The sequence below is a fragment of the Cellulomonas chengniuliangii genome (genome assembly GCF_024508335.1).
GTDB classification, from domain to species: Bacteria; Actinomycetota; Actinomycetes; order Actinomycetales; family Cellulomonadaceae; genus Cellulomonas_A; species Cellulomonas_A chengniuliangii.
Map to the genome: position 1 here is coordinate 620,724 of NZ_CP101988.1, position 15,697 is coordinate 636,420.

Genomic DNA, 15,697 nt, shown 5'->3' on the forward strand with positions numbered 1-15,697 from the left:
GTGACCGCATCGACCCGACGAGCAAGGCTCGTGACCGCACTGGCCGTCGTGCCCCTGCTGGCGCTCGCCGCGTGCGCCGGCGCCCAGGCCGGCACGGACGTCGCAGCACCCGAGGACGACGCCGCGAAGGCGAAGGCCGTGGGGCTGCAGATCAGCACCAGCCCGGAGCAGGACAGGGTGCGCAGCACCGAGAGCCCCGACGCGATCGCCCTGCTGCCCGCCGCCATCGCCGAGCGGGGCGTGCTCAAGGTGGCGACGAGCGCCAGCGGCAGCGCGCCGCTCACCTTCCTGGCCGACGACGAGAAGACCCCCATCGGCAACGAGACCGACATCGCCCAGCTCGTCGCCGACGCCCTGGGCCTCGAGCTCCGGCTCGAGGTGCGGGCGTGGGCTGACTGGCCGCTCGCGCTCCAGTCGCAGGACGTCGACGCCGTCATCTCCAACGTGACCGTCACGGAGGAGCGCAAGGAGCTGTACGACTTCTCGTCGTACCGCAACGACCAGCTCGGGTGGATCGTCGGGGCCGAGGGCGATGTGGAGGCGATCACCGAGCCGGCGGACATCGCCGGGCTCAAGGTCGCCGTCGGATCGGGCACCAACCAGGAGAAGATCCTGCTCGCGTGGAACGAGGAGAACATCGCCAACGGGCTAGAACCGATCAAGGACGGGGAGCCGGACTACTTCGACAACCTCGCCGACGCGCTCCTCGCGCTGCAGTCCGGGCGCCTCGACGCGTACGTGGGCCCGAACGCCTCGCTGGCGTTCACCGCGGCGTCCTCGCCGCAGGACTTCCGGATCGCGGGGACGCTCAACGGCGGGTGGCCGCTGACGGCGCAGATCGCGGTGGCCACCCTCAAGGGCGCCGACCTGGCGCCCGCGGTGACGGCGGCGTTGGCACACGTCTTCGACGACGGGACCTACCTCGAGGTGCTCCAGCGCTGGGGGCTGGAGGGCGAGGCCATCGACAAGCCCGAGACCAACCCGCCGGGGTTGCCGAAGACCAGCTGAGCCGAGGGCCGTGGCCTCGCCCCGTGCCGTTCAGTGGCGCCGTGCCGTTCAGCGGTGCGCGGGCGAGGCCTCTGCCTCCGCGGCGTCGTCCGCGTCGCGGTCGTGCTCGTGGTGGCGGCGCGACGCCCACGCCGTGTGGACGAGCATGCCGCCGCCCGTGAGCAACGGCGCCGCCAACGCCATCGTCACCCACCAGCTGGGGCCCGCGCGGAACGTGCCGGAGCTGGACGTCCAGGTGCACGTCAGGCCGACGGGGAACCACGTCCACGAGCCCTGGACGTCGGTGAAGTCCTGATAGTCCTCGGGGATCTCTGCGGTGATGCTCGCGCACGAGCGGGCGGGGGAGCGGTAGCCCACCGGCGCTGACGCGGCCGCGGCGATCGCCAGCAGCACCGCGACCGCCGAGGCCAGCGCCCAGCCGACGAAGACCCGGCTGGGACGCTGCCCGGTGGTGATCGCGGCCACCGTCGGCTCAGCGGTGGGAGCGCGTGGCGTCGTCGACGGCGGGGATCGACCCCGTCGGGTGTGCGTCCTCCCGCAGGTCGGCGGCGCTGACCCCGAGGATCGCCTGCTCGTCCGGCCGGCCCGGGAGGATGTTCTCCACGTAGGAGCGGGTCGCCTCGGGCATGGGCACGTCGCGGCGCTGCTGCTGCGAGAGGAACCACCGGTGGTCCAGCAGCTCGTGGAACACCTGCGCCGGCTCGAGCTTGAGCCGCAGCTCGCGCGGCACGGCGCGGACCGCCGGCTCGAACACCTCGGTGAGCCAGTCGTGCGCGGCGAAGGACTCGTCCTCGCCCTGCCGGTGGGACGCGGCGCGGAACGAGTCGAGGTCGTTGAGCAGCCGGCGGGCCTGGTTCTCCTGGACGTCGAGGCCCGTGAGGCGCATCAGCCGCCGGGAGTGGTGCCCGGCGTCGACGACCTTCGGCTGGATGCTCACGGTGGTGCCGCCCACGTCCGTGGTGATGTCGAGCTCGCCCACGTCGAAGCCCAGGTCGTTGAGGCGCTCGATGCGGGCCTGCACCCGCCACCGGTCGCCCAGGCCGAAGGACTCCGCGTCCGTCAGCGCGGTCCACAGCTCCTCGTACCGGTCGACGAGCATTTGGCCGATCGCGATCGCGTCGACGTCGTCCTCGAGGAACTCCCCGGCCTGCAGGTCCATCAGCTCGCCGATGATGTTCACGCGTGCGACCTCGAGGTCGTAGCCGCGTTGGCCGTCGGTGAGCGTGTCGTGCAGGTCGCCGGTCTCGGCGTCGACGAGGTACGCCGCGAAGGTCTCGGCGTCGCGCCGGAACAGCGTGTTCGACAGCGACACGTCGCCCCAGTAGAAGCCGATCAGGTGCAGGCGCACCAGCAGCACGGCGAGGGCGTCGATGAGCCGGGTCGCGGTGTCGGGGCGCAGCGCCTGGCTGAACAGCGCGCGGTACGGCAGCGAGAACTGCAGGTGCTTGGTGATGAGCACCGCCTCGAGGGGCTCGCCCTCGGGGGAGGACCGGCCGGTGATGACGCCCACCGGCTCGACGCCGGGCACGTCGAGGCGGTTGAGCTGGCGCAGCAGCTCGTACTCGCGGTAGGCAACTGACTCGCCGATCTCCTTGATGGCGATGACCCCGCCCGACAGGCGGGCGAACCGCACGATGTGGCGCGAGATGCCGCGGGGGAGGGCGGCGAGGTTCTCAGCGGGCCAGTCCTCGAGCGGGATGTGCCAGGGGAGGTCGAGAAGGGCCGGATCAGGTGACGCGGCGGTGATCTGCAACCGCTGCGGGCGGGGACTCATGGCCTCGATCCTCTCAGAGGTCCGGGATGTGGGGCGCACAGGTTCGTGTGCCTGTCAGACGTCTTGAGGGCGGGCCCGGCAGCAGCCGGACCCGCCCTCAAGGATGTTGCGGTGGTCAGGTTCAGACGGCGATGCGCTCGCCCGAGCCCGCGTGGAACAGGTGCTGCTCGCCGGTGCGGATCCGGACCCAGATCGTCTCGCCCTTGCCGGGGACCTGGCGCGGGTCGACGCGCACGATGATCTGAGCGTCGCCGGCGCCGGAGTGCACGGCCTCGGCAGCGCCGAACTCGTTGGTCAGAGCGCCGTAGACGAACGCGTCGGAGCCGAGCTCCTCGACGAGGTTCACGATGACCGGGATCGCGTCCGGGGTGCCCTCGGGCACCACGTCGAGCGACTCGGGGCGGAACCCGATGGTGATCTGGTTCTTGTCGTCGGGCGTGAGGTCGGAGATGACCTGGCGCGGGACGGCGATGCGGGCGCGGCCGACCTGGGCGTAGCCCTCGAGGACCGAGAACGTGCCGAGGTTCATGGCCGGGGAGCCGATGAAGCCGGCGACGAAGACGTTCTTCGGGGTGTCGTACATGTCGCGCGGCGTGCCGACCTGCTGGAGCAGGCCGTCCTTGAGGACCGCGATGCGGTCGCCCATGGTCAGCGCCTCGGTCTGGTCGTGCGTGACGTAGACCGTCGTGACGCCGAGGCGGCGCTGCAGCGACGCGATCTGTGTGCGCGTCTGGACGCGGAGCTTGGCGTCGAGGTTCGACAGCGGCTCGTCCATGAGGAACACCTGCGGCTGGCGCACGATCGCGCGGCCCATCGCGACACGCTGGCGCTGGCCACCCGAGAGGGCCTTCGGCTTGCGGTCGAGGTACTCGGTGAGGTCGAGGATCTTGGCGGCCTCCTCGACGCGGGCGCGGATCTCCGCCTTCGGCGTGCCGGCGATCTTGAGCGCGAAGCCCATGTTGTCGGCGACCGTCATGTGCGGGTACAGCGCGTAGTTCTGGAAGACCATCGCGATGTCGCGGTCCTTCGGCTGCACGTCGGTGACGTCGCGGTCACCAATGAGGATGCGGCCGCCGTTGACGTCCTCGAGGCCGGCGAGCATGCGCAGCGAGGTCGACTTGCCGCAGCCGGAGGGGCCGACGAGGACGAGGAACTCGCCGTCTTCGACGTGGAGGTTGAGGGCGTCCACCGCGGGACGCTCCGTGCCGGGGTAGACCCGGGTGGCGTTGTCGAACGTGACCGTAGCCATGTCAGTTCCCTTCACCGGCAGGTACGTGCCGGACGATCCGTTGTGAAAGGTGTCAGAAGTGTCGCCGCTGACACAGTCCGAAGGCGGCCATCGTCAGTCGACGCTGAAGCCTGCGGTCCGCGGCCCATCTTGCCACATGGCGCAGGGCGCGTTGACCCACCCTCCGGGCGCCGGATCAGGAGCCGTACAGGCGCAGCCGCTCTGGCTCGGCGCCCTCCAGGAGCGCCAGCATCCCCGCCACGCTCACGAGCCAGCTGCCCGATCCCTCCTGGTTGATCGGCGCCGTCCAGAGCTCTTCGCCGTCCGCCAACGACAGGGCGACGACCCGGGTGGGCGCCGAGAAGGAACCTGAGCGGGTCGGCTCGTCCGGGACGAGCAGCGCCCTCCCGTCGGTGTGGAGGGCGTTGTCGGAGGGGGCGCCGTTCTCGCGTTCCCACTGCCAGAGCACCTCCTCGCCCACGATGTCGATGGCGAAGACCCAGGAGGCCGAGCTGCTGTACAGGACGCCGTCGAGCAGCACACCCGTGGTGGGCACGTAGGAGTCGAGCGTCCACAGCGGCTCCCCGGTGGCGCAGTCGTGCACGATCAGGCCGCCCCTGGTCATGAGGCACCGGCCCGGGGCTGATCCGTCGTCGACGGTGAGGCGCACCGCGTGCCCGGGGTGGGGGGCGCGGGACCCGTCGGCGCCGAGTAGGACGACGGAGCCCGTCGCCTGGTCGGTGAGGGTGACCGCCCCCGCGCGCAGGCTCTCCAACCGGGAGCCGGGCGGGCCCGCGTGCAGCACGGCGCCGTCGGCCGCCAGCATCCACGTCCCCTGGGCGGCCATCACGGAGAGCCCGAGGCCGTGAGGGCTCGGGGAGAGCACGGCCTCGGTCCCCCACGTGGTGGCCCAATCGTCGAGAGCCGCGCCCTCGTCGGCCGGCACGGGCGCCAGGTCGCGGGTCCACCGCGTCTGGGCCGAGCGCACGTCCCTGGCCCGCACCGTGACTATGCCCTGCGCGTCGGCGGTCGCCGTGACGAAGACGTCGTCCAGCATCACCACCGAGCCGAGGCGCTCGAGCTCGTGCTCCACCACGATGGCCCGCTCGGCGGGGTCGATCACCACGAGCCGCTGCCGGGTGGGGAGGGGGCGGTCCGGCTCGTCTGGCTCCGCCCACTCGACCGCCCCCAGCTCGTACCCGTCCCACACCTGGCACGAGACGAGGCTGTCGGCCGCGGCGAGCTGGCAGGCAGGCGGGGTGGCCTGCCACTCCATGGACGTCGGAGGGGACGGTTCGGGGGGCGCCACCGGCGCCTCCCACAGCACCTCGCCAGTGTCAGCGCGGAGGGCGCGCACCGTCTGGGAGCCGTCCGGCCCGACCTGCCCCACGACCAAGTCCGTGCCCACGCGGACTGGCGGCGCCCACAACCAGGTGAGGTCCGTCTGCCACAGCTCGCGCAGGGACTCGTCGACAGGGAGCAGCACGCCCGGGACGTCCCGCAGGCGCTCCGTCGCGGCGCGCTCCCGGCGGTCGATGACGCCCTGGGCGGCCACGAGCCCGCCCACCAGCAACAGCGCCGCCGCTGCGGCGATCGGCCACCGTCGCAGGTTCGCGGGGCGTCGCGCCTCGTCGGTGGGCTCGTGCGAGCCGTGCGGCTTCGAGGCCGCCGGCTCATCGCCGTCGTCCAGGAGCACGCGAACCGTCTTCGCCGGGCCTGTCACCGATGCCTCCAGGGGAGATGCGTCGAGCCGTGGGGGCATGCCAGCCCACCGGCCCGGCGGGCGCGGACGCTGTCGCGGCCGATGACGGTCACCTGTGGCCGTACACGCGGGTGGTGCTGCTGAAGTGGTCGTTCTCGGTGCTCGTGATCGCCAGGCGGCCGCCCAGCTCGGACATCGAGTGCCACCCGTACCGGGAGGGAGACGACTCGAGGGGGGTCCGCCACGACTCCGACCCGTCCGCCATGGACAGGGCGACGAGCTCGAGCCGCTCCACGTCCGCCGCGTCGCCGGCCGTGGACGGCGCCTCCTCGAGCATGAGGAGCTGGTGGCCGTCCGTGATGACCTCGTCGGCGCTCATCGACACGGTGGCGTCGCGCTGGGCGTGCCACTTCGCCTCACCGCTCGCCGCGTCCACCGCGAGGACGTCGACGCTGGTGGACAGGTAGAGCGTGCCGTCGATCAGCAGGCCCGAGGCGCCGCCGAAGGACTGCTGGGCCCAGCGCTGGGCCGTGGTCGCGCAGTCGATCGCGCGGATCTGGCCGCCGCCGCTGGTGAAGCAGAGGCCTGGCGCCGAGCCGTCGTCGACGGACAGCAGCACCGGCTGCTCGCCGACGGGCTCGCCCCAGGTCCCATCGGCGCGCAGCAGGGACGTCATCGGGGAGCCGCTGGAGTAGTCGACCGCGGTCCACAGGCCGCCCCGGAGCCGATCGATCCACGCTTCCGGGCCGAGGGCGGAGAGCGTGCGGCGCACCTGCCCGTCCTCCGACACGAGCCACACATGAGACGGGTCCATGACCGCGAGCATGTCGTCGGCGGTGGCGCACGCCACCGGGGCCCGGGCGGGCGTCCTGACGGGCTGCTGCTCGTGGTCCGGGGCGCCGGGCGGCGTCGGCAGGGTGGACTGCCACGCGGTGCGATCAGCCCGTGGGTCCCAGGCCTGCAGGGCGACGGCGCCGTCGTCCGCCTCCGCGCAGGTGACGAGGTTGTCGCCCAGGGCCGCCGTCGAGCCGCCGGGAGCGGTCGCGCGCTCGGCCACGACCTCCCCGGTGGTGGCGTCGACCGCGACGATCCGGGTGCGGCCGGGCGTCGGCCACTCCCGGAAGTCGGGCGTGAACGCCGGGTATTCGTCGCTCACGACGCACCACACGAGGCTCCCGTCAGGGACCGTCTGGCAGACCGGGGACTGCCAGTACCCGATGGCGGCCACGGCGTTGGACACATGCGGGTCGACCGCGGCCAGAGGTGTGGACCACACCTCGGCGCCGGTGCCCCCGTCGAGCAGGCGGACGGCCTGGGCGCCGTCGGAGCCGACCATGCCCTCGAGCAGCCCGTCGGTGACGCTGATTCTCGTCGAGGACCCGCCGGACTCCATGCTCCACAGCTCGCCCAGCAGCGCGGGGTCGACGGCGTCGAGCACGCCCGGCAACGCGCGCAGGCGGTCGAGCCGCTGCTGCTCGCGGCTGTCGAGCACCTGCTGCGCCCCCACCAGTCCGACGACGACGACGAGCGCGGCGGCCAGCCAGCGCAGACGCGCCGTGCGCCATCGGCGAGGCGGGGCCCCGCCTCCCAGGGCCCGGCCCCCGCCGTCCGGGGGTGCGCTCGCGGTGGGCTCGTGTGCCTCGTCGTCGAGGAGCACGGGCTGCATCGGGCGCGGCCTAGTCATCCCGGCACGTTACCGAGGCGCGGGCGCCCGCGTGCCCGATCCGGGATGCCGCCGTCGCTCAGCCGGCGGACGGCGCCAGGGCGTCGCGGAACTGGGCGAGTGCCGCCACCACGTCCTCCGGGCTCTGGACCCGGTACCGCGCGACGGTGTCGCCCGGCCCCACCTTGACGGTGATGTCCTGCTCGCCGAGCGCCTCGAAGGCGCGCTCGTCGGTCACGTCGTCGCCCGCGTAGACCACGACGGGCGCCCCGATCTCGTCGCGCAGCGCGATCAGCGCCTCGCCCTTGCTGGCGTGCAGCACGGTGAGCTCGACCACGGCCTTGCCGTGCATCACGCCCGTGCCCAGGCGCTCGCCGAGCGCGAGCGACTCCTGCTCGGCGGACCGTGCCACGTCCGCGTCGGCCAGCCGGGTGTGCACCACGACGGCCGTCGGCTTGGTCTCGACCCAGACGCCCTCACGACCGCGGGCGACGGCCGCCGCCTCTGCGCCCAGCGTGGCGAGCTGGTCAGCCTGGTCGTCGGTGAGGCGCACGACGTCGCGGTCCAGCCCGTGGGGCGTGACACGCGCGCGCTCCGCGCCGTGGCTGCCGACCAGCAGAGTGCCGACCGGGACCTCGGCGAGGAGGTGCAGGTCCGCCATCGCCCGGCCGGAGACGAGCGCGAGCGAGACGCCGTCGGTGGCCGCGAGGTCGGCGAGGACGCCCACCCCCGCGGGGAGCACCCGCGAGGCCGCGGGGTCGTCCTGCAACGGCGCCAGGGTGCCGTCGAAGTCCAGGGCGACCAGCACGGGGCGCCGGGACCGGTCCGCGGCCAGCGCGGCCAGGGCCTCGGCGGGGTCGGGGAGCGGAAATGCGTCAGGCATGGGTCGGCGAGTCCTCGGTGGCCGGACGGGTGTCGGAGCCCAGCGGGGCGGGCACGGCGGCGAGGGCGGAGAGGAACGAGCGCGACCAGGCCGCGACGTCGTTCTCCAGCACCCGTCGCCGCAGCCGCCGCATGCGCTTGCGGGCCTCGCGCGGGTCGATGTTGGCTGCGTACACGATGGCGTTCTTCAGGCCGGCGATGTCGTGCGGGTTGACCAGGACGGCGCTGGTCAGCTCGTCCGCCGCACCGGTGAACTCGCTCAGCACCAACGCGCCGCGGTCGTCCGAGCGGGCCGCCACGTACTCCTTCGCGACCAGGTTCATCCCGTCGCGCAGCGCGGTGACGAGCATGACGTCCGCCGCGAGGTAGAGCGCGGCCATCTCCTCCATCGGGTATGAGTGGTGCAGGTAGTGCACCGCGGGCCGCCCCAGCTCCCCGAGGTCGCCATTGATGCGGCCCACCAGGAGCTCCACGTGCTCGCGCAGCTGCTGGTACGCGCCCACGTTCTCCCGGCTGGGGCTGGCCACCTGCACCAGCACCGTCTCGGGGACGCTCAGCCGCCCGTCCTCGAGCAGCTCTCCGAAGGCCTTGATGCGGTGCCGGATGCCCTTGGTGTAGTCGAGGCGGTCCACGCCCAGCAGCACGACCTCCGGGTCGCCGAGCTCGGCGCGGATCTCCTTGGCGCGGGCCTGGACCTCGGGCGTGCGGGCCAGCTCGTCGAACTTCTTGGAGTCGATCGAGATGGGGAACGGCATGGCGCGCACGTGCCGCTCGGGGTGCTCCGCGTCGGCGGGCACCGTGATCATCTGGCCGCGGGTCGTGAGGTCGGTGAGCCGACGCACCACTCGCACGAAGTTCTGCGCGTCACCGGCCCGCTGGAACCCGATCAGGTCCGCGCCGAGCAGGCCCTCGACCACGGCGGTGCGCCACGGCAACTGGGCGAACAGCTCGAGCGGGGGGAAGGGGATGTGGTTGAAGAATCCGATCCGCACGTCGGGCCGCAGCTCGCGCACCATGCGGGGCACGAGCTGCAGCTGGTAGTCGTGCACCCACACCGTGCCGCCGGGGGCGACCTGCGCGGCGGCCGCCTCCGCGAACCGCTGGTTGACCTTGCGGTAGACCTCCCACCACTGCCGGTGGAACGTGGGCGGCTCGATCACGTCGTGGTACAGGGGCCACAGGCTGTCGTTGGAGAAGCCCTCGTAGTAGTCGGCGACGTCCTCGGCGGACAGCGCCACCGGCACCAGCCGCATCCCGTCGGTGTCGAAGGGCTCGAGCTCGAGGTCCGGGGCGCCGCCCCAGCCCACCCACGCGCCGTCAGCCTCGACCATCACAGGCTCCAGCGCGGTCACCAGCCCTCCGGGCGACCGGTCCCAGGACACGTTCCCGTCCTGGTCGACGGACACGTCGACCGGAAGGCGATTCGAGACGACGACTAGGTCGTAGCCGACAGATCCCACCGAGGCACACTCCTTCTTGGGGTTCTCTCGACCCTAGCGTGACCTGCGGTTGCTCGCGCGGCTGACCTCGCACGGAGCGGCTTCGCGCGCATCCGGCCGGGCGCGGATACGGTCGATGCCATGGAGCGCATCGGGCTGGAGCCGGGGTCCGAGGTCGGGGGCTACACGGTCGTGGCGCCCCTGGGCTCAGGGGGCATGGGAACGGTGTACCGGGCGCTCGACGGCGCCGGCAACGCGGTCGCCCTGAAGCTGCTGCACCCGCACGTGGGCGCCGACCCCGCGGCCCGCGACAGGCTGCGCCGCGAGGTGGTGGCGCTGCAGCGGCTGCGCCATCCGGCCGTCGCGGCGGTGCTCGACGCCGAGGCCGACTCCACCGAGGCGTTCATCGTCACCGAGCTCGTCGCGGGCCGGAACCTCGAGGACCATGTCCGCGACAACGGGCCCCTCGACCTGGACCAGCTGGCCGAGTTCGCCGACGGGCTGCACGGCGCGCTCGCGGCCGTGCACGAGGCCGGGGTGGTCCACCGCGACCTGAAGCCCAGCAACGTGCTCGTCACGGACTCCGGTCCCGTGCTCATCGACTTCGGCATCGCGCAGGCCGCCGACGACCCGCGCATCACCTCCACCGGGCTGGTGATCGGCACCCCCGGCTACCTCGCCCCCGAGCTGCTGGACGACGCCGAGCCCACCGCCGAGACCGACTGGTGGGGATGGGCGGCTGTTCTCGCGTTCGCCGCCACCGGCCGGCCGCCGTTCGGGCTGCGGCCGCTCGCCGCCGTGATCGCCCGGGCGCGCAGCGGGGAGGCCGACCTGGTGGGCCTGGGGCCACGGACCGCCGACGCGCTCCGCCACGCGCTGGCCGGCGAGGCCGCCGACCGGCTGCCCCCCGCCGATCTGGTGGACGAGCTGCACGAGGCCGCGGCGTCTGGCGACGCGCACTTCGGCCCGGACGGCGACGAGACGGCGGTGCTGCACGCGGCCGACGCGCACGACACCGAGGTGTTCGGGGGACCCGCCACGCAGCGGCTCGACGCCGATCCCGCCACTCAGCGGCTGCCCATGGAGGTGGACCCGACGGCCGTGTGGGGCCCTGCCGCCGGGGCGACGCAGCTCTACCCGGTGCAGCGCGACGTGCGACGCGACTCCGCCTACCCCCGCGCCGACGGGCCCGGCGACACCGCGGTCTTCGGGGCGGCGCAGGACGAGCATGGCCACGACGGCCCCGACGACTGGGCCGGCGGCTACGACGACGGCGACGACCGGGCGGGGTATGGCGGTGGCTGGGACGGCCAAGGCGGCGTCGGGCCGTGGTCCGCCGATCCCGCCTCGCCGGAGGAGGCGGGATCCGGCTACGCCCGCCCGCCGGCGCGCCGGCGCTGGGGCACGACGCTCGCCCTGGGGCTGCTGGCCGTGGCCGGCTCCGCGACGTTCCCCGGCGTGACCCTCGTGGTGCTCGCCGTGGTGCTGGTGCTCGTGCGGACCGTCGGCTCCGCGTCGGAGGCGATGCACCGTCGCCGCGAGCGCAAGGGCGTGCGCGGCAGCGACGCGTTGGTGGCCACCATGAGCAGCCCGTGGCACCTGCTGCGCGCCATCGTGGGCCTGCTGCCCTCGGTGATCGTCGCGAGCTCGGTCGTGGTGATCGTGCTCGGCGCGGTGTGGTGGCTCATCGGCAGCGGGTCGTGGACGCCGGGCGGCGCGGCCCCCGGCCAGACGCCGAGCGCAGAGTTCACGGCCGTGTTGATCGCCGGGGCGTTCCTGCTCGGGCTCGTCGTGCTGTGGTGGGGGCCGATGTCGGCGCTCACCCGGATCGGGACCCGGCGGGTGCTCGGCGCCGTCGCCCCCGGCCGGACGGGGGCCACGGTGGTGGTGCTCATCTCGCTGGCGATCACGGCGATGCTCACCGCCCAGGCGCTCTCCGGAGAGCCGCTGCAGTGGGCGCCGCTGCCCGAGGTCAGCCTGCCCGAGGTGGCCCTCGCCGACGTGCGGGTCACGGTCCCCGGGCTGCTCGACCACCTGCGCTGACGGTCCCTTCAACACGGCCAGGGGCACCCCGTACCCTGGCCGCATGACCGTTGCCCGCGCACGCCTCGCCGCCATGCGGCGCGCGTTGGCGCGGGACATCAGCACCGTCGCGCTCGCCGCGATCGGCGTGGGCGCCCTGCTGCAGGTGCTGATGGGCGGCCGGGTGCTGCTGCATGCCTGCACCACCGCCGACGGCCCGCTCGCGATGCTGGGGGTGCGGCTGGCCCTGCTGCAGGGCGGCGCCGACTGCCCCGACGGGACGCTCGCGATGGGCCCCGCCGACCCCCGCGGCGCGGTGCTGGTGCTGAGCCTGGCCGTGCCGGTGCTGGCCGCCCACGTCGCGCTGGGCGCTTGCGGGCTCGGTCTCACCGCCGTCATGGTGCGTGTGGCCAGCGCCGCGGCGCAGGTGCTGGCCGGTGCGCTGCACCGGCTGCCGTCGGCGATGGCGTCGATCGTCCCCCGGCGCCCCGCCCCGGCGCCCCGCCCCGGCCCGGTCGCCCGCCTCCGATCCGTCCGTTTGGCCAGCCCGCTCCGACGGGGTCCGCCGCTCAGGCTCGCCTGACCAGCCGACCGCACCTCCCTCCGCACGAGAGCAGGACCATGTCCAACCCGAACAGCCCTCGCCCCACCAAGGCCCAGCGTCGCGACGACGCCCGCGCCAAGGCCCTCGAGCTCCGGCAGGAGCAGGCCAAGCGCGAGAAGCGCAACCGCGTCATCGCCATCAGCGGCCTGGTCGCCGCGCTCGCAGTGCTTGCCGTGGTCATCACGATGATCCTGTCCCAGCAGTCCGACGACAGCGCCAGCGGGGACGCCGCGTACACGGGCGACACCGTGACCCTGTCCGACGTGAAGGCCCCGTCGACCGCCCAGGACAACGGCGGCATCCCCGTGGCCGCCGACGGCGCCGCGGGCACCAGCACTGACGGCACCGTCGTCGACGTCTACCTCGACTACATGTGCCCGGTGTGCGGCACCTTCGAGGCGGCCAACGGCCACCAGCTCGAGGAGTTGCGCGCCAGCGGTGACGTGACCGTGGTCTACCACCCGATCTCGATCCTCGACCAGGCGTCCAACGGCTCCGCGTTCTCCACGCGCGCGGCCAACGCCGCCGCCGCTGTCGCCGACCTTGCCCCCGACAAGTTCCTCGCGTTCAACGACGCCATGTTCGCCAACCAGCCCGAAGAGGGCACCGACGGCCTGAGCGACGCGGAGATCGCGGAGATCGCCGCCGAGGCGGGCGTGCCCGCCGACGTCATCGACGTCTTCACGCAGACCGACGGCGACAACCCGTGGCGGCTCTACGCCCCGTACGTCTCGGCGTTGACGCAGCAGGCCGGCGAGGACCTGGAGGCCGCGGGGACCAACCTCGCGACCCCGACGGTGGTCATCGACGGCAAGCCGCTCGACACGAAGACCTACGACTGGCGGATCGACGGCAAGCTCATCGAGGCCGTGGAGGCCGCGAAGAGCTGACCGGATGCGCACAGGACGGCGTCGGCTCGGTAGGCTGAGCCGGCGCCGTCCTCGTCGCAGCGCTCCACGGAGCCGCGACGCAGCCTCGACGCCACGCCTCCTTAGCTCAGCTGGCCAGAGCACCTGTCTTGTAAACAGGGGGTCACCGGTTCGAATCCGGTAGGGGGCTCCGCGTGAGACGAGGGTCCCTGGTCTGTGCAGGGGCCCTCGTCGTCGTTCACACGCCCCCGACGAGCAGGGCCCTCCCCGACGGCGGCACTGCTGATGTCTCCCTCCCGGTCTACCGTCGAGGTGTCAGGCGTCGGAGCCTGAGCCAGCGGTCAGGGCATGACGTCCCGGAGGTGACCATGCGCGCGGCAGTGGTGACCGAGTTCGACCACCCTCCGCAATGCCTGGACGTGCCCGAGCCGACGCCAGGCGACCACCAGGAGATCGTGGACGTGCTGGCCGTTGGGCTCCATCCCAGGGTGCGGTCGCAGGCGAACGGCTCCCACTACACGTCGGCCGGTGTGCTCCCGGTGATCCCCGGTGTCGACGGGGTGGGGCGGCGCGCCGACGGGTCGCTGGTGTACTTCGTGCTGCCGCCAGGCGCCACGCAGGGCTCGATGGCCGAGCTGGCGACGGTCGACACCCGCAGCAGCGTGACCCTCCCGGATGACGCCGACCCGGTGCGGGTGGCCGCCGCGATGAACCCGGCGATGTCCTCGTGGCTGGCGCTGCGACGGCGGGTCGGGTTCACGCCCGGGGAGCACGTGCTGGTGTTGGGGGCGACGGGCAGCGCGGGGCAGCTCGCCGTCCAGGTAGCCCGGGCACTGGGCGCTCGCTCCGTCACGGCCGTCGGCCGGGGGACGGAGCGGTTGGCGTTCCTGCCGGACCTGGGCGCCGACGTCGTGGTCTCGCTCGACGGGGACCCGGACGAGGCCGCCCAGGCCGTGGGCCGTGCGGCGTCCGAGGTCGACGTGGTGCTCGACTACCTGTGGGGCGCGCCCACCCAGGCGGCGATCGGTCCGGTCCTCGCGCACCGTGCCGACCCGGCCCGGCGGCTCGACTGGATCGAGATCGGCTCCGTGGCCGGCCCGCAGATCGCCCTGCCGGCGGCCGCCCTGCGCGCCGTGAACCTCCGGCTGCTGGGCAGCGGCCACGGCTCCGTCTCGACCGACGCCATGGTCGCGGAGCTCGGGGAGCTCGCGCGCTGGATCGTCGCGGGGACGTTCACCCAGGCGGTGCTGACGTTCGACCTCGCCGACATCGAGCAGGCGTGGGCGGCGCCGGTGCCGGCCGGCGCCCGGGTGGTCGTCACCCCGACGCGGTGAGGCCGGACGGTGGGAACCCGCCACGTGAACGGCCCGGCAGCTCTCCGGCGGCCCTACGGTGGCGCGATGACGACGGCCGCCGAACTGCTGAGGTCCGTGCGCGGCCGACGGCTCTGCTTCGAGGTCGCCCAGCGCGGCGCTGGCGGGGCCGAGGCGCGCCGCGCCATGCTCGACGAGGCGCGGCAGGTGGAGGAGGAGCGAGGAGACGGCTCTCGCGCTGCCGTGTCCTACCTCCTCTTCACCGGACCAGGTGATGCTCGCGAGCCCATCCCGATCCCTCCTCTGGCCGAGGCGCTCGCAGACGCCGCGACGCAGGTCGTCGACGCACGCCACCTTCTGCCCGCGCTCGCGGACACGGTCGCGTCGGCGATGTACTGGCAGCCCCCGCAGGCCGAGGACCTGGTGCTCGCCGCCCCCTCGGTCAGTGCCGCGCTGCTGCCCACCGCCGAGGCGGTGCTGGCCGCGCCGGAGGCCCGGTGGTGGTCGATGCCTGTCGAGCACGACACGCAGGTTCGCACGGTGTTCGAGGGGGCCACGCCCTCGGCTCCGCAGGGGACCGCCGCCGAGCGGCTTGTCCGGTGGCGGGACACGGTGACAGACGCGGAGCGCTGGTTCGCCCGGGAGCGCGCGCGCCACCCCTACCGCCAGATCGGCGGCATGTGGTGGGTCACGCCGGCGCTGGCCGGGTTCGGCCTGACGTCGCGGGCGCTGACTGGGGCGGGGTCTGCCGCGCTGTGGCTCACCGAGGACGAGCTGGGCTGGCGGGCCGCCGAGCTGTCGCCCTGCGCGGTGGATTCCGCGGTGCGCGTGCTCGAGGTCACCGGGCCTGGGGACTGGGCCGCCCTCGTGGCGGCCTACCCGCTCGACGTCACGGCCTCGCGCCAGCCTGACTGGTTCGGCGCGGTGGGCGCCCACGAGGGCTCCTGGCTCATCCCCGACTGGTCCGCGGTGGCCGCGGCCTACGACGCCGTGCACGTCAGCGTGCTCGGTTGGCTCACCACGTCGGGGATGGCTGTGCCGGTCTCCCCGGGGGCGACGACGACGCTGGCCGGGTGGGGCCCCGACGCCACGTGGTGGCTCGCCGACGCGGTGCGTGAGCAGGGCGAGCGCCAGGCCTGGGTTCGCGACGACACGACCTGGCGCCCGGCGGACCACCCTCGGTGACGCATGCG

General features: G+C 73.6%; 13 protein-coding genes and 1 tRNA gene. 7 read left to right on the forward strand and 7 right to left on the reverse strand.

The genetic code is table 11. The features are described 5' to 3' along the window. Window positions 1-30: 30 nt before the first annotated feature. Window positions 31-1,008, forward strand: coding sequence for an ABC transporter substrate-binding protein (locus tag NP064_RS02940; protein WP_227567998.1), 978 nt, complete (start codon window positions 31-33; stop codon window positions 1,006-1,008). Between the two features lie 48 nt (window positions 1,009-1,056). Here NP064_RS02940 and NP064_RS02945 read toward each other — a convergent pair whose 3' ends face one another. The 7 genes from NP064_RS02945 to NP064_RS02975 form a co-directional block, all read right to left on the reverse strand. Then, window positions 1,057-1,473 (reverse strand): hypothetical protein, encoded by a 417-nt coding sequence (locus tag NP064_RS02945; protein WP_227567997.1) that lies wholly within the window; start codon window positions 1,471-1,473, stop codon window positions 1,057-1,059. Between the two features lie 7 nt (window positions 1,474-1,480). Beyond that, window positions 1,481-2,782 carry a DUF4032 domain-containing protein gene (locus NP064_RS02950; RefSeq protein WP_227567996.1) on the reverse strand — a complete coding sequence of 434 codons (1,302 nt, stop codon included), beginning with the start codon at window positions 2,780-2,782 and terminating at the stop codon, window positions 1,481-1,483. Window positions 2,783-2,903: 121 nt separating this feature from the next. After that, entirely contained in the window at window positions 2,904-4,031 is a 1,128-nt protein-coding gene (locus tag NP064_RS02955; protein WP_227567995.1) for an ABC transporter ATP-binding protein, read from the reverse strand. A gap of 175 nt (window positions 4,032-4,206) precedes the next feature. Continuing rightward, window positions 4,207-5,733: an outer membrane protein assembly factor BamB family protein gene (locus tag NP064_RS02960; RefSeq protein ID WP_227567994.1), complete on the reverse strand. Its 1,527-nt coding sequence runs from the start codon at window positions 5,731-5,733 to the stop codon at window positions 4,207-4,209. A gap of 88 nt (window positions 5,734-5,821) precedes the next feature. Continuing rightward, window positions 5,822-7,396, reverse strand: a complete 1,575-nt coding sequence (locus NP064_RS02965; RefSeq protein WP_227567993.1) for an outer membrane protein assembly factor BamB family protein — start codon at window positions 7,394-7,396, stop codon at window positions 5,822-5,824. 58 nt (window positions 7,397-7,454) lie between these two features. Continuing rightward, entirely contained in the window at window positions 7,455-8,258 is an 804-nt protein-coding gene (gene otsB, locus NP064_RS02970; protein ID WP_227567992.1) for a trehalose-phosphatase, read from the reverse strand. After that, window positions 8,251-9,717: an alpha,alpha-trehalose-phosphate synthase (UDP-forming) gene (locus NP064_RS02975; protein WP_227567991.1), complete on the reverse strand. Its 1,467-nt coding sequence runs from the start codon at window positions 9,715-9,717 to the stop codon at window positions 8,251-8,253. Before NP064_RS02975 ends, otsB begins: the two co-directional genes overlap by 8 nt. 120 nt (window positions 9,718-9,837) lie before the next feature. Here NP064_RS02975 and NP064_RS02980 point away from each other — a divergent pair, with 120 nt between their 5' ends. From NP064_RS02980 to NP064_RS03005, 6 genes are all read left to right on the forward strand, one after another. Continuing rightward, complete coding sequence (locus tag NP064_RS02980; protein WP_227567990.1) at window positions 9,838-11,739, forward strand: serine/threonine-protein kinase; 1,902 nt, start codon at window positions 9,838-9,840, stop codon at window positions 11,737-11,739. Between the two features lie 43 nt (window positions 11,740-11,782). Then, window positions 11,783-12,301, forward strand: coding sequence for a hypothetical protein (locus NP064_RS02985; RefSeq protein WP_227567989.1), 519 nt, complete (start codon window positions 11,783-11,785; stop codon window positions 12,299-12,301). A 38-nt stretch (window positions 12,302-12,339) separates the two neighbouring features. Next, entirely contained in the window at window positions 12,340-13,212 is an 873-nt protein-coding gene (locus tag NP064_RS02990; RefSeq protein WP_227567988.1) for a DsbA family protein, read from the forward strand. Between the two features lie 95 nt (window positions 13,213-13,307). Continuing rightward, a tRNA-Thr gene (locus tag NP064_RS02995) sits at window positions 13,308-13,381 on the forward strand. A 178-nt stretch (window positions 13,382-13,559) separates the two neighbouring features. After that, window positions 13,560-14,525, forward strand: coding sequence for a quinone oxidoreductase family protein (locus NP064_RS03000; RefSeq protein WP_227567987.1), 966 nt, complete (start codon window positions 13,560-13,562; stop codon window positions 14,523-14,525). A gap of 66 nt (window positions 14,526-14,591) precedes the next feature. Next, a complete protein-coding gene (locus tag NP064_RS03005) occupies window positions 14,592-15,689 on the forward strand; it encodes a hypothetical protein (protein WP_227567986.1) in 1,098 nt (365 codons plus the stop codon). The last annotated feature ends 8 nt before the right edge of the window (window positions 15,690-15,697 follow it).